This window comes from Kribbella shirazensis (assembly GCF_011761605.1).
Lineage (GTDB): Bacteria > Actinomycetota > Actinomycetes > Propionibacteriales > Kribbellaceae > Kribbella > Kribbella shirazensis.
This window is the reverse complement of the sequence record NZ_JAASRO010000001.1, coordinates 6,044,601-6,063,718: the sequence shown is the minus strand read 5'-3', so window position 1 is coordinate 6,063,718 and position 19,118 is coordinate 6,044,601. Positions and strand designations below refer to the sequence as shown.

The following is a 19,118-nucleotide window of genomic DNA, read 5'->3' as shown; positions in this document are numbered from 1 at the left end:
ATCTCGGACGCCCACCCACCAAAGGTGGGGCTGTCGGACGCGGCGTTAGTTGTGGGCGAAGCGTTCCTTCGGGCGGGCGAAGGTGATCGAGATCGCGGCGACGATCGCGCACGCGATGCCGACACCGAAGGGCACCCAGTAGGCGTCCGACGGGCCCCAGAGGTCGACCGCGTGGCCGGCCGCCGCGTTGCCCGGTGCGACGCCGAGCAGGATGCCCGTGACGGTCCAGGTGATCGCCTCGGTCAGGCGCTCCGGCGGCACCCACTCCTCGACACACGCGGTGACCGCGACCATCGTCGGGGCGATCGTCATCCCGCAGCAGAACAGCACGACACCGAGCAGCCAGATGCTGTTGACCCAGGGGAGCGGGGCCAGCGTGATGGCCAGCGCGATCGTCCCGAGCAGCAACCGGCGCTCGACCGGCGCCCGCCAATGCACCGAGCCGTACCAGAGCCCCGCCAGCAGACTGCCGAACGCCCAGACTGCCAGGACGACGCCCGCCAGCCCGGCTTTGCCCTTCTCGGTCGTGAACGCCACCGTGATCACCTCGGCGCCGCCCAGCGTCGCCCCGAGGCCGAGACCGATCAGGCTGAGCAGCAGGATCGACAACCACGGGAGTGGCGCCTGCTCGGTGCCGTCCGACTTGCCACGGCCCGGCGGATCGGACGCGCGCAGCATGGCCAGCCAGATACCACCGGCCAGTCCGAGTACGCCGGCCGCGGCGAGCCCGGCGTACGGGCTGACCTCGGTGGCGAGCGCGGTGGCCAGGACCGGGCCGACGATGAAGACGACCTCGTCGCCGACCGCCTCCAGCGCGAAGGCTGTCTGGAGTGCGCGCCCGCGGCCCAGGAGATGCGTCCAGCGCGCCCGGACGAACGACCCGACCTGCGGACGGGTGCCTCCGGCAAGGAACGACAGCAGGTACAGCACCCAGTGCGACGCGTCGGCACGCACCGCGACGAGCAGCGCGGCCAGCGCGACCGTGCAGAGCACCGAGCCGATCAGGATCAGCGACCGCTGGCCGAACCGGTCGACCAGCCGGCCCTGGACCGGACCGGTCAGCGCACCGGCGATCACGGCCACGCCGGAGACCGCGCCGGCCAGACCGTACGAGCCGCTCTCCTGGGCGATCAGGATGACGATGCCGAGACCGATCATCGAGATCGGCATCCGCCCGAGGATGCCGGCGCTGAAGAACGCGCCGGCGCCGGGACGGCGCATGAGGTGGTAGTAAGGCTTGAGCATGAGAGACCGGGAGCAGCTTAGCTTCTGTCCGTCTGAGAAGCTTGGAATATGTCGCCTGCTGCACCCCCGTACGACGCTGTGCTCCTGCTCTCCTTCGGTGGCCCCGAGAAGCCCGACGACGTCCTGCCCTTCCTGCAGAACGTGACCCGCGGTCGCGGGATCCCGGACGAGCGGCTGAAGGAGGTCGGCGAGCACTACTACGCGTTCGGCGGCAGAAGCCCGATCAACGACCAGAACCGTGAGCTGCTGAAGGCGCTGCGGGAGTCGTTCGACGAGATCGGGCTGGACCTGCCGATCTACTGGGGCAACCGCAACTGGGCGCCGTACCTGACCGACACGATGCGCGAGATGGCCGCCGACGGGGTACGTCGTGCCGTGGTGATCGTCACGTCCGCGTACCCGTCGTACTCCGGCTGCCGGCAGTACCGGGAGAACCTCGAGGACGCCGCCCGCGAGATCCCCGGCGCGCCACGGATCGACAAGCTCCGCCACTACGCGAACCACCCCGGCTTCGTCGGCTCGTTCGTGGAGTCGACCGCCGAGGCACTGAGCAAGCTCCCGGACGGTTCCGCGATCGCCTACGTGACGCACTCCATCCCGACCGCGATGAACGCCACCAGCGGTCCGGACGGCAACGGGTACGTCGACTGGCACCTGGACGTCGCCGCGTCGATCACCGCGGAGCTCGAGCGCCGTACCGGGCAGACGAGGCGTACCGACCTCGTCTACTGCTCGCGGTCGGGTCCGCCGCAGGTGCCGTGGCTGGAGCCGGACGTGAACGAGCACCTCGAGGTGCTGGCCGCGGACGGTGTGCCCGGCGTGGCCGTCGTACCGATCGGGTTCGTGAGCGACCACATGGAGGTCATCTACGACCTCGACACCGAGGCCGCGAAGACCGCCGAGAAGCTCCGGCTGCCGATGGCCCGTGCCGCGACGCCGGGAACCGACGAGAAGTTCGTCACGATGCTCCGCGACCTGGTGGTCGAGCGGGCCGCGGCCGAGCGCGGCGAGCAGCCTGCCCGGCCGTGCGTCGGCAAGCTCGGCCCGGCCTGGGACGACTGCCGCCACGACTGCTGCCCACCGCTGCGCCGACCCACTCCTCAGAAGGAAGCCGTATGACCTCCTCCCCGGAAAGCCCGCAGGACCTGCTCAAGCTGGCCGTCGAGGTGGCGGAGGAGGCGGCGCACCTGATCGTCGAACGCCGCCGCGGCACGATCACGGTCGCCGACACCAAGAGCACGCTCACCGACGTCGTGACCGCGGTCGACCGCGAGTCCGAGGAGCTGATCCGGGCGCGCGTGCTGCAGGCCCGGCCGGACGACTCGTTCCTCGGTGAGGAGGGCGACGACGTGGTCGGCACCAGCGGGGTGCGCTGGGTCGTCGACCCGATCGACGGCACGGTCAACTATCTCTACGACCTCCCGACGTACGCCGTCTCGATCGCGGTCGAGTACGGCGGGGAGACCGTCGCGGGCGTGGTGGTGGACGCGCCGAAGGGCGAGGTGTTCACCGCGACGCTGGGCGGTGGCGCGTTCGCCGACGGCAAGCCGATCCAGGTGTCGGGGGCGACCGACCTGAGCCAGGCCCTGGTCGGGACCGGGTTCGGGTACGACCCGGTGCGCCGGCAGGTGCAGGCCGAGGTGATCCAGCACCTGATCACCAAGGTCCGCGACATCCGCCGGATCGGGGTCGGCGCGATCGACCTGTGCTACGTGGCCTGCGGCCGGCTGGACGCGGTCTTCGAGCGCGGGCTGAACCCGTGGGACTACGGCGCGGGCGCCCTGATCGCGGCCGAGGCCGGGGCCCGGGTCGGCGGGCTGAACGGGGCGCCGGTGTCGCCGGAGATGTCGATCGCGGCGAGTCCGGAGCTGTTCGGGCCGTTCCACGACCTGTTGGCCGCGGCGAACCCTTTGCGCGCGTAAGTGTCGTTGAATGCTCATTTCTGCGCAGTAGCGCGCACTCACGAGCATTCTGATGTTCGCTGCTGACATTTGTGGCGACACGCTGGTCACAGCATGGACCCAGTCGTGCATTGCGGACCTTTATAGGGCACAATCCCGTCCTCGGGAACGGTGATTGCCGATCCCGGCCTGGCTGTCAAGGGTTTCGGGGGACGAAGATTCAGCGCGGTGCTCCGACGCGGAATTTCTCGGCCGCTCTACCCGTTCAAGGGCTCAGCAGGCAACACCACGGGTACGAAGAGGGCAGGGAAACACCATGGCGACTGATTACGACGCCCCGCGCAAGACCGACGAGGACGCTTCCGAGGAGTCGATCGAGGAGCTGAAGACTCGCCGTCACGACAAGAACTCCGGCAAGGTCGACGAGGACGAGGCCGAGGCCGCGGAGAGCTTCGAGCTGCCCGGCGCCGACCTGAGCCACGAGGAGCTGGCGGTCCGGGTCCTCCCGCGCCAGGCCGACGAGTTCACCTGTTCGAGCTGCTTCCTGGTTCACCACCGCAGCCAGCTCGCCGAAACGAAGAACGGGCAGCTGATCTGCCGCGACTGCGCAGCCTGACGCCCGCGCCCTCGTGAACGAGCGCAGCGAGTTCACAATCCAACACCTCGTCACACAGCAGCAGCGGGACCTTCCCACGTCGTGGGCCGGTCCCGCTGTCGCATGTCCGCCTCAGTCCGGCTTCTTCACCAACCCGGTGTCGGTGCCCTTGACGAGGCGCTCGGTGGCGTCCTGCGCCCAGCCCGGCGGCGGGTGGCCGGTGGACTTCAGGTAGTACGCCGCCGCCTGTCGCTCGGCGAACAGCTTCGCCACCGCGGCTGCCGCGCCGCTGGCGGCCGCCCAGGCGATCACCTCGACGTAACCGCCTTCGCCGTCCTTCGGCGGCTTCCCGCCCCGGCCGAGTTTCCAGGCCGTGCTGACCGCCTTGCTCGCGGCCAGACCGACCACCAGCGTGAACGCGGCCTGCACCAGCTTCCAGCCGATCTTCGCTCCGACCACTGCGCCCTCCTAACGCGACTCCTGACAGACAGTCAGGATCTTCCCACGCTGTGCCCGCTGAGAGCGGCAGCCAATCGATCGGGGTGCCGCGTGGCGATCACCCAGTACGGCGCCGGGTCGCCTGGATCGGTGATCTGCACCCGCACGGCCCCGGGCAGGTAGCTGCGCAGGACGAGGTACGCCTTGGGGTCGCAGTCGCGCCCGAAGGCCCGCCGGGCGTCCTCGCCGGTCAGCGCCTCGACAGTGCCCAGGTGTTGCCGGTCGATCGCCGCGCGCCCGGCCCGCAGTTGCCGCTCGTCGACCTCGACGCGCGCACCGCCGTACCGCAGGAACATCGCCAGCAGCAGCACCGCGGCGAGCCCGCCGACGACGGCGCCGGCGATCTCCCCGGCCGGGACGGCGACGATGACGAACAGCGTGGCCACCGCGGCGGCGGCGATGATCCACCACGACACCGGAACCCGCAGACTCTCGCGATACGTACCCACGGACCCAGCCTGGCACGTGGGCCGTCCGGGCCGCTCGATAGGGTCGCCTCTCGTGACCGAGGTACTGATCCAGCGACTCGACCCCGACCTCCCGCTGCCGACGTACGCGCATCCCGGCGACGCCGGCGCGGACCTCGTGGCGGCCGCCGACCTGACCCTGAAGCCGGGGGAGCGCGGCCTGGTCGGCACCGGCATCGCGATCGCCCTGCAGAACGGGTACGCCGCCTTCGTGCATCCGCGCTCCGGGCTGGCCGCCAAGCACGGCGTCTCGATCGTCAACGCGCCGGGGACCGTCGACGCCGGGTACCGCGGGGAGATCAAGGTCTGCCTGATCAACCTCGACCCGCACGCCGAGGTGACGGTGCGCCGCGGCGACCGGATCGCGCAGCTGGTGATCCAGCAGGTGGAGAACGCCGGCTTCGTCGAGGTGACCTCGCTGCCCGGCTCCGCTAGGGGTGACGGAGGACACGGGTCGACGGGTGGCTTCGGGGATGTGACACGCTGAGCAGGTGCACCCGTTGACCTGCCGGATGCGCGAGACTACGGCGCTGTATGAGGCGCTGCACGACGTACAAAGACCAAGGAAGTAGGCAACAGCTGTGATCTTCCGCCGCAAGGGCAAGAACGACGAGCCCGAGACGAGCGAGACCGTCGAGGAGACCGCCGCGGACGTCCGCGCCGAGGGTCCGTTCGACTCGACGGAGGTCGACGCCGCCGATCTGGAGGCGGAGGAGCGGATCGACCTGGGCGCGCTGGTCGTGACCGGCCTGCCGGGGATGGAGCTGGGCCTGCAGGTCGACGAGCAGAGCGGGGTGGTGCAGGCGGTGCTGCTGATGCTGGACGACTCCGCGCTCGAGCTGCGGGCGTTCGCGGCGCCGAAGACCACCGGCATCTGGGACGAAGTACGCCAGGAGATCATGGACGAGGCCGCCAAGATGGGCGGTACGGCGTCCGAGACCGACGGACCGTTCGGCACCGAGCTGGTGCTGGTCGTCCCGGTCGAGGACCCGGAGGGCCAGGTCTTCAGCCAGACCTCCCGGGTGATCGGCGTGGACGGTCCGCGCTGGCTGCTCCGCGCGACGGTCCTCGGCCGCGCCGCGGTCGAGCCGGACGCCGCCGAGCCGATGGAGGCCACGCTGCGCAACGTCGTCGTGGTGCGCGGGAGCGAGCCGATGGCGGTCCGCGAGTCGCTGCCGCTGCGGCTGCCGCCGGGTGCCCAGCCGAACGCGCCCGAAGAGGCCTGAGCGGACTACACTCGAAGTCATGGGTAGCAACAAACCCGCGGGGCTGTGGAAGCGTGCCTTCCGCGGCCTGGCCGGGGACCGCGACCAGCAGGACGCGGAGGTCCTCCAGGACTTCGCGCACGACTGCGGCGCGCGCTCCATCACCGGCTGCCACGACCGGGAGCTCGTCACGTTGTACGGCACGCTGCGCACCATCACGTTCAGCCCACGCGGCGGCGTACCGGCACTGGAGGGTGAGTTGTACGACGGGACCGGCACGGTCAAGCTGATCTGGCTCGGCCGCCGCAAGATCGGCGGCATCCACGCCGGCTCGGAGTTGATCGCCTCCGGCCGGATCGGCGTCGTCGACGGCGACCGGGTGATGTTCAACCCCCGCTACGAACTGCGTCCGCAGGCAGCCCATGGCTGAGCCCGGGCGCGAGACGACCGAGGACGCGCCGGCCGCGGACCGACCGGCATCGAAGACCACTTCCCAGGGGATCGGCAGCTGGGTCGGCATGCTGGTCGACGTCGGCCTGCCGTGGATCGCGTTCACCATGGTGTACGGGTTCAGCGACCACAACCTGAAGCTCGCGCTGATCGTCGCGCTGTCCGCGGCCGGAGTGGTGGCGCTGTTCCGGCTGGTCCGGCGCAAACCCATCGCAAGCGTCATCGCCGGCTTCATCGGCGTCGGGATCTCCGCCTGGACCGCCAACAAGACCGGCCAGGCGCAGGACGCCTTCCTGCCCGGCATCCTGCTGAACGCCGGCTACGGCCTGCTGTACTTCGTGACCATCGTGACCCGGTACCCGCTGTTCGGCCTGCTGTACGGCGTGATCACCCAGACCTGGCTCGCCTGGCGTCAGGACGCGGACCTGTTCCGCGGCCTCAACCGGGTGACGATCGTGTTCGCCGCCCAGGTCGCGATCCGCCTGTCCGTCATGGTGCCGCTGTACCTGGCCCACAACGTGAACGCGCTCGGCATCGCGAAGATCGCGCTCGGCCTGCCGTTCTACGCCCTCACGCTCTGGGTGGCCTACAAGGTCCTGCGCGGCTCGATGCCGCCCGAGAAGTGGGACGAGGTCAAGGACACCTTCGCCCACATGCTCCGCGGCACCCAACCCGAGAAAAAGCGCGAAGAAGAAAAGGCCTGAACCCACCTTCGCCCCACCAAAAGGTCACCGCTTCGCGGGGCTGTCTTGTCGGCCGCCTTCGGCGGCGCGCGGACTGGAGTGCGGTGGACGGCTCCGGCGGAGCTGGAGGTGCTGGGGGGGGTGGGCGCCTGCGGGCGGTCACCGCTTCGCGGAGGCTGTCCTGTTGGCCGCCTTCGGCGGCGCGCGGACTGGAGTGCGGTGGACGGCTCCGGCGGAGCTGGAGGTGCTGGGGGGGGTGGGCGCCTGCGGGCGGTCACCGCTTCGCGGAGGCTGTCCTGTTGGCCGCCTTCGGCGGCGCGCGGACTGGAGTGCGGCGGACGGCCCCGGCGGAGCTGGAGGTACTGGGGGTGTCGGCGCCCCAGCGGGCGGTCACCGCTTCGCGGCGGCTTGTCCTGTTGGCCGCCTTCGGCGGAGCGCGAGCTGCACTGCGACGCACGGCCCTGGCGCAGCTGGAGCCACCGGGGGCACGAGCGGCAGGGGCGGGTCACCGCTTCGCGGTGGCTGTCGTGCTGGCCGCCTTCGGCGGGGCGCGGACTGGAGTGCGGTGAACGGCTCTGGCGGAGCTGGAGGTGCTGGGGGGGTGGGCGCCTGCGGGCGGTCACCGCTTCGCGGCGGCTGTCTTGTTGGCCGCCTCCGGCGGGGCGCGGACCGCAGTGCGGCGGACGGCCCCGGCGGAGCTGGAGCCGCTGCGGGGGAACGTCAGGAGACTGGAGCCGCTGCGGATGTGAAGGGCAGTCAGACGTGCCGCGCCGGCCGTCTCCACCTCGTCGGGCGACCCATTGCACTTGGCTCCACACCCACATCGCCCTCCGGCACTGCCACCACCTGGCTCCTCACCCTGCCCCGTCCGCCGAGTCGTGTAATTCGGCGCCCGCCCCTCACGCCGAGCCGTGGATCAAGGCTCTGAAACACAACCAATCCCCACGACTCGACGGACGACCGGAAGCGGGTCGGTCGTCAGCGGGTTGAACGATCGGTCGGCGGTTGTGTATTTCGCGGCTAATCTCTTGGCGCCACCGACATCACATTGACCCTCGCTCGACCGTGCACGCGCCGGAGGCGGCAGAGGGAAGCCGTCGAGTAGAGGCGTCCCCTTGGTGCGAGTGCCAATACCGGGATCGCCGCAGCACTCGGCGCCGTCGGCGTTTGCCCGCTGGCGCCTGACGCGCACCGCCGAAGGCGGCGAGAAGGCGGCCGCCGAGGAGCGGCGTCACTTTGGTGCGAGTGCTACTACCCGAATCGCGACAGCACTCGGCGCCGCTGGGGTCGGCCCGGTGGTGCCTGGCGCGCATACCGCCGGAGGCGGCGAAAGGCAGTCGCCGCGTAGCGGCGTCCTTTGGTGCGAGTACTGCTACCCGAATAGCCACAGCACTCGCGCGCCGCCTGGCGCGCGCACCGCCGGAGGCGGCCGCCGCTGAGCGGTGTCTGGTTGGCGGCTGCCAGTTCTGTTGTCTTACTGCGCCTCCGGCGCCTTGCGGTGGTGCGGGGACAGCATGTCCTCGAGTTGTTCCTCGGTCTCGTCGGCTGCCACGAACAGCAGTTCGTCGTTGAGTTCGAGCGTGCCTTCGAGGTCGGGGCGCAGTACGCGGCCCTCGCGGAGGATGACGACCAGGGCGGTGTCCAGCGGCCAGTCGATGTCGCCGACGCGCTGGCCAATCATCGGGGAGTCCTCGGGCAGCGTCAGTTCGACCAGGTTCGCGTCGCCCTGGCGGAAGGTGAACAGCCGGACCAGGTCGCCGACCGACACCGCTTCCTCGACCAGCGCCGACATGATCCGCGGTGTGGACACCGACACGTCGACACCCCAGGCCTCGTTGAACATCCACTCGTTGCGCGGATGGTTGACCCGGGCAACGGTCCGCGGGACGCCGAACTCGGTCTTGGCGAGCAGTGAGACCACCAGGTTGACCTTGTCGTCACCGGTGCTGGCGATCGCCACCTGGCAGCGCTGCAGCGCTGCCTCTTCGAGCGAGGACAGCTCGCACGCGTCGGCGAGCAGCCACTCGGCGCGCGGTACCGACTCGGCCTTGATCGCCCGCGGGTCCTTGTCGATCAGCAGCACCTCGTGGCCGTTCTCCAGCAGTTCGGCGGCGATCGAACGACCGACGTTCCCGGCTCCGGCGATGGCTACCCGCATCACAGCTCCTCAGGTTTCGCGCCGAGCTGGGCCTCGACCGCCGCGGCGTTGCGCTCCAGCATCACGACGTGCACCAGGTCACCTTCCTGGATGACGGTGTCGGCCCGGGGCAGCAGGCCCTCGCCGAGCCGGGTCAGGAACGCGACCCGGGCGCCGGTGGCCTTCTCGATGTCGAACGCCGGGCGGCCGATCCACTCCGCGTGGACGTGCACCTCGGCCAGCCGGACGCTGCCGGACGGGTCCCGCCACTCCGGCTCGGAGCCTTCGGGGAGCAGCCGACGCATCATCTGGTCGACGGTCCAGCGAACGGTGCCGACGGTGGGGATGCCGAGCCGCTGGTACACCTCGGCCCGACCCGGGTCGTAGATCCGGGCGACCACGTTCCCGATCCCGAACGTCTCCCGGGCCACGCGGGCGGCCAGGATGTTCGAGTTGTCGCCGTTCGAGACTGCGGCGAACGCCTCGGCGTCCTCGATGCCGGCCTCGATCAGCACCTCGCGGTCGAATCCCATCCCGACGATGGTCCGGCCGGTGAAGTTCGGACTCAGCCGGCGGAACGCGTCGGCCGCCTGGTCGATGATCGCGACCGTGTGGCTGCGCTTCTCCAGACCGCGTGCCAGCGTCGATCCGACGCGGCCGCAGCCCATGATGACGACGTGCACTCGCTGATCACTCCTCGCCCCGTACGGGCCTGCTGCTCGGTTCGGCAGGGATAGACGCTACACCGACCTCAGGGGCCCTCTAACATCACCGGTGTGACTCCTGCTCTAGGCGACATCAGCAAGCGGCTGCTGCTCGGTCGGAAACTGCGCAGCACCCAGCTCGGCGAGACGCTGCTGCCGAAGCGGATCGCCCTGCCCGTGTTCGCCAGCGACGCTCTGTCTTCGGTCGCCTACGCCCCGGACGAGATCTTCCTGACCCTGTCGCTGGCCGGTCTGACCGCGCTGACGATCTCCTGGAAGGTCGCCATCGTCGTCGCGCTGGTGATGCTCGTGGTCGTCGCGTCGTACCGGCAGAACGTGCACGCCTATCCGTCCGGTGGCGGCGACTACGAGGTCGCCAACGTCAACCTGGGGCCGACCGCCGGGCTGACGGTCGCGAGTGCGCTGCTGGTCGACTACGTCCTCACCGTGGCGGTGTCGATCTCGTCGGCCGCGCAGTACGCCGCGTCCGCGATCCCGGCGCTGGAGGACAACAAGGTCACCGCCGCGGTGATCGCAGTGCTCTTCCTGACCACGATGAACCTGCGCGGTGTCCGCGAGTCCGGGGCCGCGTTCGCCGTTCCGACGTACATCTTCATGCTCGCCATCCTCGGGATGGCCGCGTTCGGGTTCGGCCGGATGCTGTTCGGGACCCTGCCGAACGCCGAGACGGCGGCCCTCGACCTCGCCCCGGAGGATGCGTTCGCGCAAGGAGCGGGCGGCCTGGCGATGGCGTTCCTGGTACTGCGGGCGTTCTCGTCCGGCTCCGCGGCGCTCACCGGTGTCGAGGCGATCAGCAACGGTGTGCCCGCGTTCAAGAAGCCGAAGAGCAGGAACGCGGCGACGACGCTGCTCCTGCTGGGCTGCATCTCGATCACGATGATGATGAGCGTGGTCGCACTGGCGAACGTGATGAAGGTGCGGTTCGCGGAGGATCCCTCGCATCAGTTGCTGCGTGACGGCGTACCGGTCGGGGACGGCTACCACCAGGACCCGGTCATCGGCCAGCTGGCGAAAGGCATCTTCGACCACTTCTCGCCGGGCTTCTACCTGGTCGCCGCGGCCACCGGGGTGATCCTCGTGCTGGCCGCGAACACCGCGTTCAACGGCTTCCCGGTGCTCGGCTCGATCCTCGCCCGCGACGGCTACCTGCCGCGGCAGCTGCACACCCGCGGTGACCGGCTCGCGTTCAGCAACGGCATCGTCATCCTGGCCGCGTTCGCGATCTTCCTGATCGTCGCCTTCGACGCCGAGGTCACGCGGCTGATCCAGCTCTACATCGTCGGCGTCTTCGTGTCCTTCACGATCAGTCAGACCGGTATGGTCCGGCACTGGACGCGGTTGCTGAAGGACGAGCAGGACCCGGGGAAGCGGGCCCGGATGATGCGGTCCCGGGTCATCAACGCGATCGGGCTGACAATGACCGGCGTCGTGCTGATCATCGTGCTGATCACCAAGTTCCTGCTCGGGGCGTACATCGCGATCATCGCGATGGCGGTGCTGTTCCTGCTGATGAAGGGCATCCGCCGGCACTACGAGACGGTCCGCAAGCAGATGGCGGCCGAAGGCGACGAGCCGCTGATGCTGCCGTCCCGGGTGCACTCGATCGTGCTGGTCTCCAAGCTGCACAAGCCGACCCTGCGGGCGCTGGCGTTCGCCAAGGCGGCCCGCCCGTACCAACTGGAGGCCGTCACGGTCGACGTCGACCGCGACGAGTCGGACGCGCTGCAGGCCGACTGGGAGGCGCGCGGTATCCCGATCCCGCTGAAGCGGCTCGCCTCGCCGTACCGCGAGATCACCCGGCCGATCCTGCAGTACGTCCGCGACATCCGGCGGCAGTCGCCGCGGGACGTCGTGATGGTCTACATCCCGGAGTACGTCGTCGGGCACTGGTGGGAGCACTTCCTGCACAACCAGAGCGCGCTGCGGCTCAAGGGGCGGCTCTTGTTCACACCTGGTGTGATGGTTACGTCCGTTCCTTATCAGTTGCTCTCGTCGCAGGGAGCCGAGGAGCGGCAGGACCGGGTGGAACGGGTGGCCGGCCAGGTACGGCGCGGCGCCCGCAAGACGACAGGAGATCGGTGACGGACAACGGGGACAGTCTGGTCGGCACGGTTGTCGAGCTGGAGGTGGGGCCGGTCGCCCACGGGGGACATTGTGTGGCACGGCACGAGGGCCAGGTGGTCTTCGTGCGGCACGCGCTGCCGGGCGAGCTGGTGCACGCCCGGATCACGGAGCAGACGGCGAAGTACCTGCGCGCGGACGCGGTTCAGGTGCTCACGCCGTCCCCGCAGCGGATCGAGCCGCCGTGCCCGTACGCCGGACCGGGGCTGTGCGGAGGCTGTGACTTCCAGCACGCCAACATCGTCGAGCAGCGGCGGCTGAAGGCGACGGTCGTGTCGGACACGCTGCGGCGGATCGGCGGGATCGAGCGGACCGTGGTGATGGAGTCGCCCGGTGACGACGGGCTCGGCTGGCGGACCCGGATGCGGTACGCCGTCGTGGACGGGCGGCCCGGGATGTACGCCCACCGCTCGCACGATCTGGTGCCGATCGAGGAGTGCCTGATCGCGCATCCGGGGACTCCCGACGTACTGAGTTCGCGGTGGCCGGACGTGTCGTCGGTGCAGGCGGTGGTGTCGTCGGAGGGCAAGACCGCCGTACTGACCGACAAGGACGCGGGGGAGCGGCTCGTCGAGGTGGTGCGGGGCCGACGGTTCCTGGTGGAGGCCGGTGGGTTCTGGCAGGTGCACCCGGCGGCGCCGGAGACGCTGGTGGACGCCGTACTGAGTGGGCTGGAGCCGGTGGCCGGTGAGGCTGCGCTCGACCTGTACTCCGGGGTCGGGCTGTTCGCCGCGTTCCTGGCCGAGGCCGGGTGTGCCGTGCTGGCGATCGAGGGCGACAAGGACGCGGTCCGGAACGCCCGTCGGAACCTGCACGACCTGGACGGCGTGACGCTGGAGAACGGTGACGTCGACCGGGTCCTGAACACGGCGGCCGGCCAGGGCCTCGAACATGTCGATCTCGTGGTCCTGGACCCGCCGCGGACCGGCGCCGGGAAGGACGTCGTACGGCGGATCGCCGCGCTCGGGCCGCGACGGGTGGCGTACGTGGCGTGCGACCCGGCGGCGCTGGCACGGGACCTGAAGACGTTCGGGCAGTTCGGCTACGGGATCGCGTCGCTGCGGGCCTTCGACCTGTTCGGGATGACACATCACATCGAGTGCGTCGCCATCCTGGAGCCTGTGGACTCTACTGATGCCACGCCTCCGGCGCGGCGGGTCATGGGGCTGTAACTCCCGTCCTTCCCTCGTCGCTCCGCTCCTCAGTCCAGGACGGGAGGCCCCATGACCGGTGAGTGGTAAGGCGAGGAGCGCTCGGGTAGCGTCGGGGGCCTGGATTCCGCGTGTGCTTGGAGACCTGATGCCGCTCGTTGACCTGGACGACCCGGAGGAGTTGCGCGCTCGCTGGAGCGCCCTCGCCGCGGTCGCCCATGCCACCGGGTTCGACCGGCGCTGGTACGCCGACGCGGACGGGTACCACCACCAGGACGAGACCGCGTCGGTGCTGCGGATGGCCCGGCTCGCCGACGGGCGGGCTGTGCTGTGGGGGTTCCACACGCAGCACAGCCGGACCGGGGGCGAGGACCTGCTCGCCGGTTCACCGGAGTGGATCGGGCAGCCGGAGGTCCGGCAGCGGCAGGCGGCGGGCGAGCTCGGGTTCGTGTACGGCGCGTTCAACGGGACGTGGGCGCGCGCGTCGTACCCCGGCGACCCGTGGCAGCCGGCCGACGACGGATTCGCCCCGATCGGTCAGTGGATCACGTCGGACGAGGCCGCCGCCGACGAGATGATCGAGTGGGTCGCGGGGTGGGCCGACTACGCCGGCGGCCGCGACGAGCTCCGTCCGTACGGTGTCGCCCTGATCCGCAGCGCGCTCGGCCCCGGGATCACCGCGGAGACGCTCGGGGCGTTCTTCGCGCCCTTCCGGATCGACCCGCGCTCACCGCTGCAGCCCGATCTCGCGGCGGGCGTCGCCGCGGCCGACGACTTCACCCGGAACGTTGCAGAACAGGCAAGTTTCCCCGAAGACCCTGACACTGCCGAGGTCTCGGTCGTTGAAGCTCCCGTGATCGGAGACAACCTGCCGGCGGAGGACGAGGAGTCGTACGTCGTCCCACCCGGTATCAGCCCCTTCACCGGCCAGCCCATCGACAGCCCGCCCACCGAGCAGCCGGCGCATCCGGCGGACGAGTACGGCATCACCACCAAGAAACAAGGCTGGCTACGCCGCCGCAAACCCGACACCCCCGAACCTGCCGCCGAGCCCACGCTCGACCCCAACGCCGGACCCCCTGCCGCTTCCGGCCCTGGGGCACCCACCTACGGCGCACCCACATACGGCGCACCCGGGACCGGTGTGCCTGGGGCTGGTGGATCTGGGATCGGTCCCGGCGGACCTGCCCCCGGCACCTACCTTCCCGACAACGTCCCCACCAGCGGCCTCCCCACCGCACACCCGACGTACGACCCCACCCTCCCGTCCTCCGAACCCCCGCGCGTAGGCGGCGGCCGCTACGAAGGCGAAGACTTCTACAACAGCCTCTTCGCCGACGCCCCCGCCACCACCGCGCCCACCGCCGACCAGGACTGGGAAACGGCTGAACAACCCGCCTGGACCGCCGACGAAGCCACCAGCGAATACAACCCCTTCGCCGAAGACACCGCCCCCCACCCCTCCACCGAGTGGACCGGCCCCTCCTGGATCAACGGCCAATGGGTAGAGGACCCCACGACCCACCAGGCCCCGCCCAACTCACCCTTCGCGCCAGCGCCCGGCGCAGCGGGCGCAGCCGATTCGCCCTTCGCGTCAGCGGCCCCCGCCGGTACCGCCGACTCACCGTCTGCGCCTACCTCGAACGACGCGCCTCCCACCGACCGACCCTTCACTCCGCCCACCCACCCCGCGTCGGCCCCCACCTCGCCGCTCACCCCGCTCGATCAACAGGCCCCGGCTGCGGCGGATTCGCCGTCCGTACCTGGGTCGGTGACAGCCGATTCGCCGTTCGCACCCGGCGGGGCGAGCACAGCGGAGCCGCCGTTCGCGTCTGGCGGGACGGGTGCGGCCGACTCCCCGTTCGCGTCCGTAGGTGCGGAGCAGGCGGACGCGTCGTTCGGGACGGCTGACGGGCTGGACGACGACGCGCCGACGGCCGAGATCCCCGCAGTACCCGACCCGGAACTTGCAACCGGTGACGAAGAGCCGGCGTCCTTCACCGGCCCGTCCCCGTTCGCCCCAGTCGCCCACGCCGACCCCACGCCCCCTGACCACCACCCCGCGCCCTCCGACCACGACCCCGCGCCGGCACAACCAAGCACCGCACACCAGGCGCTCCCAGAACCCCACGCCGCGCATCCGTCGGACCCGCCCACGGCATACCCGGCCGCCTCGGCTCCGCAGGCGACGCACCCGGCCGCCTCGGCAGCGCAGGCGACCTACCCAGCCGCCTCGGCACCGGATACGACCAACCCGGATGCCGAGACACCGCATACGGCGCACTCGGGTGCGGATACATCAGGTACGGCGTACGTGGGTCCGACGGCATCGCATACGGCGTACGCGGGTGCCACCGAGCTACAACCGACGTACCCGGGGTCCTCGGATGCTGGTGCGACGGACTCGGAGGCGGGGGAGCCGCATGCGGCACACCCGGCGGCCGTACAGGCCGACGGCGCGCGCACGGACGAGTACCGGACCGCGGATGAGCCTGACGCGTACTCCGTCGGGTCCCAGTCGCGTGAGGTCGCGGCCGGAGGGGAAGGCTTTCGCGCGGACCCGCGGTCGGAGCAGTCGGCGGCCGATCTCGGGAGCGCAGGTGCACGGGCCGGTACGACCGCGTCGCCGGAGGACTCCGCAGATCTGCGTACGGACGTGGCCGCAGAGGCCGACGTCGACGCAGACGACCAGACCGCCGAAATCCCGGCAATCCTCGACGACCCAGCCACCGAGCAGTCGTCTGACGTACCCGGCGCAGGGCAAACCTCCACTGCACCTGGTGTCGGGCAGGCGCCCGGCATTCCTGGGACCGGGCAGACGTCCAGCGGACCTGGGGTCGAACAGGCATCCGGCATTCCAGGGGTCGGGGAAGCCTCCAGCGCTCCTGGGGCCGGGCAGGCGTCCGGCATTCCTGGGGTCGGGCAAGCGTCCAGCGCTCCTGGGGCCGGGCAGGTCTCCGGTGCGCCTGGGAGCGAGCAGGCGGTTGGGTGGGGGACCGGCGGGCGTGGGGTGTCTGCGGATGCGGCTGCGTATGCGGCGGAGATTGCTGCCCGTGGGGATGGGCGGATGGAGCCGCCTGAGGTTCAAGCTCAAGTAGAGCCTCACCCTGAACCGTGGCCGCAGCCTCAACCCCAACCGGGACCCTGGCCGGAACCAGAACCGCACCCGGCGCCTTGGCCTGAGCCCAACCCGCCTCACCCGGAACCAACCCCTCGACCCGTCCCAGGCCCCGAGCCGACGCCCGGTCCTGAGCCGACCCCCGGGCCTGGTCCGAGTCCCGTGCCTGGGCCGATTCCTGGGCCTGGGCCCGAGCCGTTCCCTGGGCCTGAGCCGACGCCGCGGCCGGTTCCGGACCCGGAGCCGGAGCCCGGGCCTGAGCCGTTGCCTGAGCCGGAACCTCAGCCGTTCCCGCAGCCAGAGCCCGAGCCGATGCCGGAGCCTGAGCCGCAGCCGGCTCCCGAGCCCGAGCCGGAACCGTTGCCGGACCCACACCCCGATCCGGAACGCATGCCCAAGCCGGAGCCCGGGGTCGATCAGGACCCGGAGCCGGCGCCCGCGCGTACCCTCGAGCCGCAGCTCCACTCCACCCGCACACCGGCCGGCGATCTGCAGGCTGAGCATCCGGGAGCCGTCGGGGAAGCGCGCTGGAACGGTGAGTCCGACGCGGCGGAGCTCGACGACGACACGCCCACCGGCGTCGTCCCCGTGATCGAGGACGACGAGCCGACCGGCTTGATCGAGGCAGTCGGCTTCGCTGACGCACAGGACGAGGCACGGTTCGCCCCGGCGCCGGACACGGATGGCAGCTGGGGGAACAACGCGCCCGCCAGCACCGGCTACTCCCACAGCGCGCGTGAGGTAAACGGCGCGGAAGCTGCGGCTGGTGTGGGTCGTGGGTCAGGGGAGTACGGCGACTCCGGCTACGGGCGCGGTGCGCGTGAGGTGAATGGTGCGGGGGCGGGGGCTGGCGCGGGTCGTGGGTCGGGGGAGTACGGCGACGGTGACTTGGGCTATGGGCGCGGTGCGCGTGAGGTAAACGGGGCGGGAGCTGGCGCGGGTCGTGGGTCGGGGGAGTACGGCGACGGCGACTCGGGCTACGGGCACAGTGCGAGTGAGGTGAATGGGGCGGGGGCTGCCGCTGGTGTGGGGCGAGGGGCGGATGAGTACGGCGACGGGCGCTCCGGCTACGAGGACGGTCTCGGTGAGGCGGATGGTGTTGGGTCTGCCGATGGCCTGGGGCGGGACCGTGTGGGCGGCGGGGAGCGTGGGCGCGAGGGGGGCGCGGCGCAGGTTGGTGGGGAGCCTTCGGGTGAGTCGGCGGCTGGTGGGTTAGGGGCTGCGGCTGCTGGGCTGGGTGCTGTGTTGGGCGGGGGAGCTGCAGCCGGGATGGTTGTGGCTGGGCTTGGGTTGGTGGGGACTGGGGGGCCTCGGGTTGTGCCGGAGCCGGGGTCGCTCGAGGAGGCTATGCGGGCGGAGGTGGAGCGGCCGCGGCCTCGGCCGGAGGAGTCGGAGGCGGTGCGGGCGTTGGGGGCCTGGTGCAGGGCGCGGACGGCGATCGTGCCGTCGGGGTTCACGATCCAGGTGCAGGTGCTGGATCCGAATGCGCCGTCGTACCGGTTCGATCTCGAGCCGCCGGAGGTGGACGACCCGGAGTTCGCCGCGGACAAGTTGAGCGATCTGCTCGCGGACCTGTGGCTGACGGAGGCGCAGGGCGAGCAGGGCGGCTGGCTGTTCGCGCGGATCGACGCCGCGGGCAGGACGGTCCGGATCGACCGGTGGTACGACCAGGTGCCGGACTGGTGGGACAACCCGGTCGAGGAGCGGCTCGACGTGGACGGTCTGGTACGCCGGCTGTACGACCGCGGTCCCGAATGGCAGCCGTCGTACCTGGAGAAGCTGTACACCAGCGCGAGATAGCGTTGGCGGCATGCTTCTCAGGATCTTCACCGAACCTCAGCAAGGCGCGACGTACGACGACCTGCTCGCCGTCGCGCGCAAGACGGAGGAGAACGGGTTCGACGCGTTCTTCCGTTCCGACCACTACCTCGTGATGGGTCCGAACGACGGGCTCCCGGGCCCGACGGACTCGTGGATCACGCTCGCCGGCCTGGCCCGCGAGACCAAGCGGATCAAGCTCGGCACGCTGGTCAGCTCCGCCACGTTCCGGAACCCGGGTGTGCTCGCGATCTCGGTCGCGCAGGTTGACCACATGAGCGGCGGCCGCGCCGAACTCGGACTCGGCGCCGGGTGGTACGAGGCCGAGCACAAGGCGTACGGCCTGGACTTCCCCGACACCCCCGGCCGCTTCGACATCTTCACCGAGCAGCTCGAGCTGATCACCGGACTGTGGAACACGCCGGTGGGGGAGAAGTACGAGTTCCAGGGCGAGCACTACCAGATCAGCGATTCGCCGGCGCTGCCGAAGCCGGTGCAGCAGCCGCATCCCCCGATCATCATCGGCGGCGCGGGCAAGAAGCGGACGCCGGCGCTCGCCGCGCAGTACGCGGCCGAGTTCAACGCCGGGTTCCGCGACGTCGAGGGGACCGAGACGCTGTTCAAGCGGGTCCAGGCGGCCTGCGAGGCCCGTGGCCGCGACCCGAAGACGCTCGCACTGTCCACGGCGCACACGGTCGTGGTCGGCAAGGACGACGCCGAGGTGAAGCAGCGGGCCGAGGCGATCGGCCGCGACCTCGAGGACCTCAAGGCGAACGCCATCGCGGGCACGCCGGCCGAGGTCGTCGACCGGCTGGGGCAGTTCGCCGCCGCCGGATCGCAGCGCCAGTACGTCCAGATCATGGATCTGCAGGACCTCGACCACCTCGACCTGATCGCGGCGGACGTTCTTCCACAGGTTTCCTGAGCACGCGAAAAGTTGGCTCGATGTCGTGTATCTTGATGTCGAGAGAGTTTGCGGCGCGAGGTTAGGGGAACCTGACCTC

General features: G+C 70.6%; 16 protein-coding genes. 11 read left to right on the top strand and 5 right to left on the bottom strand.

What is annotated here, in order from left to right:
* Window positions 1-45: 45 nt before the first annotated feature.
* Complete coding sequence (locus BJY22_RS29240; protein WP_167212991.1) at window positions 46-1,245, bottom strand: MFS transporter; 1,200 nt, start codon at window positions 1,243-1,245, stop codon at window positions 46-48.
* Between the two features lie 48 nt (window positions 1,246-1,293).
* On the opposite strand from BJY22_RS29240, the gene BJY22_RS29235 reads away from it, so the two are divergent.
* The 3 genes from BJY22_RS29235 to BJY22_RS29225 all read left to right on the top strand — a co-directional run bounded on the left by BJY22_RS29235 (window position 1,294) and on the right by BJY22_RS29225 (window position 3,762).
* Complete coding sequence (locus tag BJY22_RS29235; RefSeq protein WP_167212988.1) at window positions 1,294-2,364, top strand: ferrochelatase; 1,071 nt, start codon at window positions 1,294-1,296, stop codon at window positions 2,362-2,364.
* Window positions 2,361-3,167, top strand: coding sequence for an inositol monophosphatase family protein (locus BJY22_RS29230; RefSeq protein ID WP_167212985.1), 807 nt, complete (start codon window positions 2,361-2,363; stop codon window positions 3,165-3,167). The genes BJY22_RS29235 and BJY22_RS29230 overlap by 4 nt, the downstream gene beginning before the upstream one ends.
* A 295-nt stretch (window positions 3,168-3,462) precedes the next feature.
* Window positions 3,463-3,762, top strand: coding sequence for a DUF4193 domain-containing protein (locus BJY22_RS29225; protein ID WP_130379292.1), 300 nt, complete (start codon window positions 3,463-3,465; stop codon window positions 3,760-3,762).
* Between the two features lie 111 nt (window positions 3,763-3,873).
* Here BJY22_RS29225 and BJY22_RS29220 read toward each other — a convergent pair whose 3' ends face one another.
* Window positions 3,874-4,200 (bottom strand): DUF4235 domain-containing protein, encoded by a 327-nt coding sequence (locus BJY22_RS29220; protein WP_167212982.1) that lies wholly within the window; start codon window positions 4,198-4,200, stop codon window positions 3,874-3,876.
* Window positions 4,201-4,232: 32 nt separating this feature from the next.
* Entirely contained in the window at window positions 4,233-4,688 is a 456-nt protein-coding gene (locus BJY22_RS29215; protein ID WP_167212979.1) for a DUF3093 family protein, read from the bottom strand.
* 52 nt (window positions 4,689-4,740) lie between these two features.
* Between BJY22_RS29215 and dut the strand changes: the two genes are divergently transcribed.
* The 4 genes from dut to BJY22_RS29195 all read left to right on the top strand — a co-directional run bounded on the left by dut (window position 4,741) and on the right by BJY22_RS29195 (window position 7,065).
* Window positions 4,741-5,193 (top strand): dUTP diphosphatase, encoded by a 453-nt coding sequence (gene dut, locus BJY22_RS29210; RefSeq protein ID WP_337759379.1) that lies wholly within the window; start codon window positions 4,741-4,743, stop codon window positions 5,191-5,193.
* 94 nt (window positions 5,194-5,287) lie between these two features.
* Window positions 5,288-5,932: a DUF3710 domain-containing protein gene (locus BJY22_RS29205; protein WP_167212974.1), complete on the top strand. Its 645-nt coding sequence runs from the start codon at window positions 5,288-5,290 to the stop codon at window positions 5,930-5,932.
* Window positions 5,933-5,951: 19 nt separating this feature from the next.
* On the top strand, window positions 5,952-6,341 hold the full coding sequence (locus BJY22_RS29200) for an OB-fold nucleic acid binding domain-containing protein (protein WP_167212971.1): 390 nt from the start codon (window positions 5,952-5,954) through the stop codon (window positions 6,339-6,341).
* On the top strand, window positions 6,334-7,065 hold the full coding sequence (locus BJY22_RS29195; protein WP_167212968.1) for a DUF3159 domain-containing protein: 732 nt from the start codon (window positions 6,334-6,336) through the stop codon (window positions 7,063-7,065). Before BJY22_RS29200 ends, BJY22_RS29195 begins: the two co-directional genes overlap by 8 nt.
* Before the next feature lie 1,453 nt (window positions 7,066-8,518).
* Here the strand turns inward: BJY22_RS29195 and BJY22_RS29190 are convergent.
* On the bottom strand, window positions 8,519-9,202 hold the full coding sequence (locus tag BJY22_RS29190; RefSeq protein WP_167212965.1) for a potassium channel family protein: 684 nt from the start codon (window positions 9,200-9,202) through the stop codon (window positions 8,519-8,521).
* The gene (locus BJY22_RS29185; RefSeq protein WP_167212962.1) at window positions 9,202-9,864 is read right to left on the bottom strand and encodes a potassium channel family protein; all 663 of its coding nucleotides are present in this window, start codon (window positions 9,862-9,864) and stop codon (window positions 9,202-9,204) included. The genes BJY22_RS29190 and BJY22_RS29185 overlap by 1 nt, the downstream gene beginning before the upstream one ends.
* A 93-nt stretch (window positions 9,865-9,957) precedes the next feature.
* Here BJY22_RS29185 and BJY22_RS29180 point away from each other — a divergent pair, with 93 nt between their 5' ends.
* The 4 genes from BJY22_RS29180 (at window position 9,958) to BJY22_RS29165 (ending at window position 19,039) form a co-directional block, all read left to right on the top strand.
* Window positions 9,958-11,988: an amino acid permease gene (locus BJY22_RS29180; protein WP_167212959.1), complete on the top strand. Its 2,031-nt coding sequence runs from the start codon at window positions 9,958-9,960 to the stop codon at window positions 11,986-11,988.
* Window positions 11,985-13,199 carry a TRAM domain-containing protein gene (locus tag BJY22_RS29175; RefSeq protein WP_167212957.1) on the top strand — a complete coding sequence of 405 codons (1,215 nt, stop codon included), beginning with the start codon at window positions 11,985-11,987 and terminating at the stop codon, window positions 13,197-13,199. Before BJY22_RS29180 ends, BJY22_RS29175 begins: the two co-directional genes overlap by 4 nt.
* A gap of 127 nt (window positions 13,200-13,326) precedes the next feature.
* Entirely contained in the window at window positions 13,327-18,096 is a 4,770-nt protein-coding gene (locus BJY22_RS42655) for a hypothetical protein (protein WP_167212955.1), read from the top strand.
* A gap of 10 nt (window positions 18,097-18,106) precedes the next feature.
* Window positions 18,107-19,039, top strand: coding sequence for an LLM class F420-dependent oxidoreductase (locus BJY22_RS29165; RefSeq protein ID WP_167212953.1), 933 nt, complete (start codon window positions 18,107-18,109; stop codon window positions 19,037-19,039).
* The last annotated feature ends 79 nt before the right edge of the window (window positions 19,040-19,118 follow it).

Excerpts from the sequence above, each read along its gene's own strand:
- BJY22_RS29240 (WP_167212991.1), bottom strand. The coding sequence starts at position 1,245 with ATGCTCAAGCCTTACTACCACCTCATGCGCCGTCCCGGCGCCGGCGCG.
- BJY22_RS29235 (WP_167212988.1), top strand. The coding sequence starts at position 1,294 with ATGTCGCCTGCTGCACCCCCGTACGACGCTGTGCTCCTGCTCTCCTTC.
- BJY22_RS29230 (WP_167212985.1), top strand. The coding sequence starts at position 2,361 with ATGACCTCCTCCCCGGAAAGCCCGCAGGACCTGCTCAAGCTGGCCGTC.
- BJY22_RS29225 (WP_130379292.1), top strand. The coding sequence starts at position 3,463 with ATGGCGACTGATTACGACGCCCCGCGCAAGACCGACGAGGACGCTTCC.
- BJY22_RS29200 (WP_167212971.1), top strand. The coding sequence starts at position 5,952 with ATGGGTAGCAACAAACCCGCGGGGCTGTGGAAGCGTGCCTTCCGCGGC.
- BJY22_RS29195 (WP_167212968.1), top strand. The coding sequence starts at position 6,334 with ATGGCTGAGCCCGGGCGCGAGACGACCGAGGACGCGCCGGCCGCGGAC.
- BJY22_RS29190 (WP_167212965.1), bottom strand. The coding sequence starts at position 9,202 with ATGCGGGTAGCCATCGCCGGAGCCGGGAACGTCGGTCGTTCGATCGCC.
- BJY22_RS42655 (WP_167212955.1), top strand. The coding sequence starts at position 13,327 with ATGCCGCTCGTTGACCTGGACGACCCGGAGGAGTTGCGCGCTCGCTGG.
- BJY22_RS29165 (WP_167212953.1), top strand. The coding sequence starts at position 18,107 with ATGCTTCTCAGGATCTTCACCGAACCTCAGCAAGGCGCGACGTACGAC.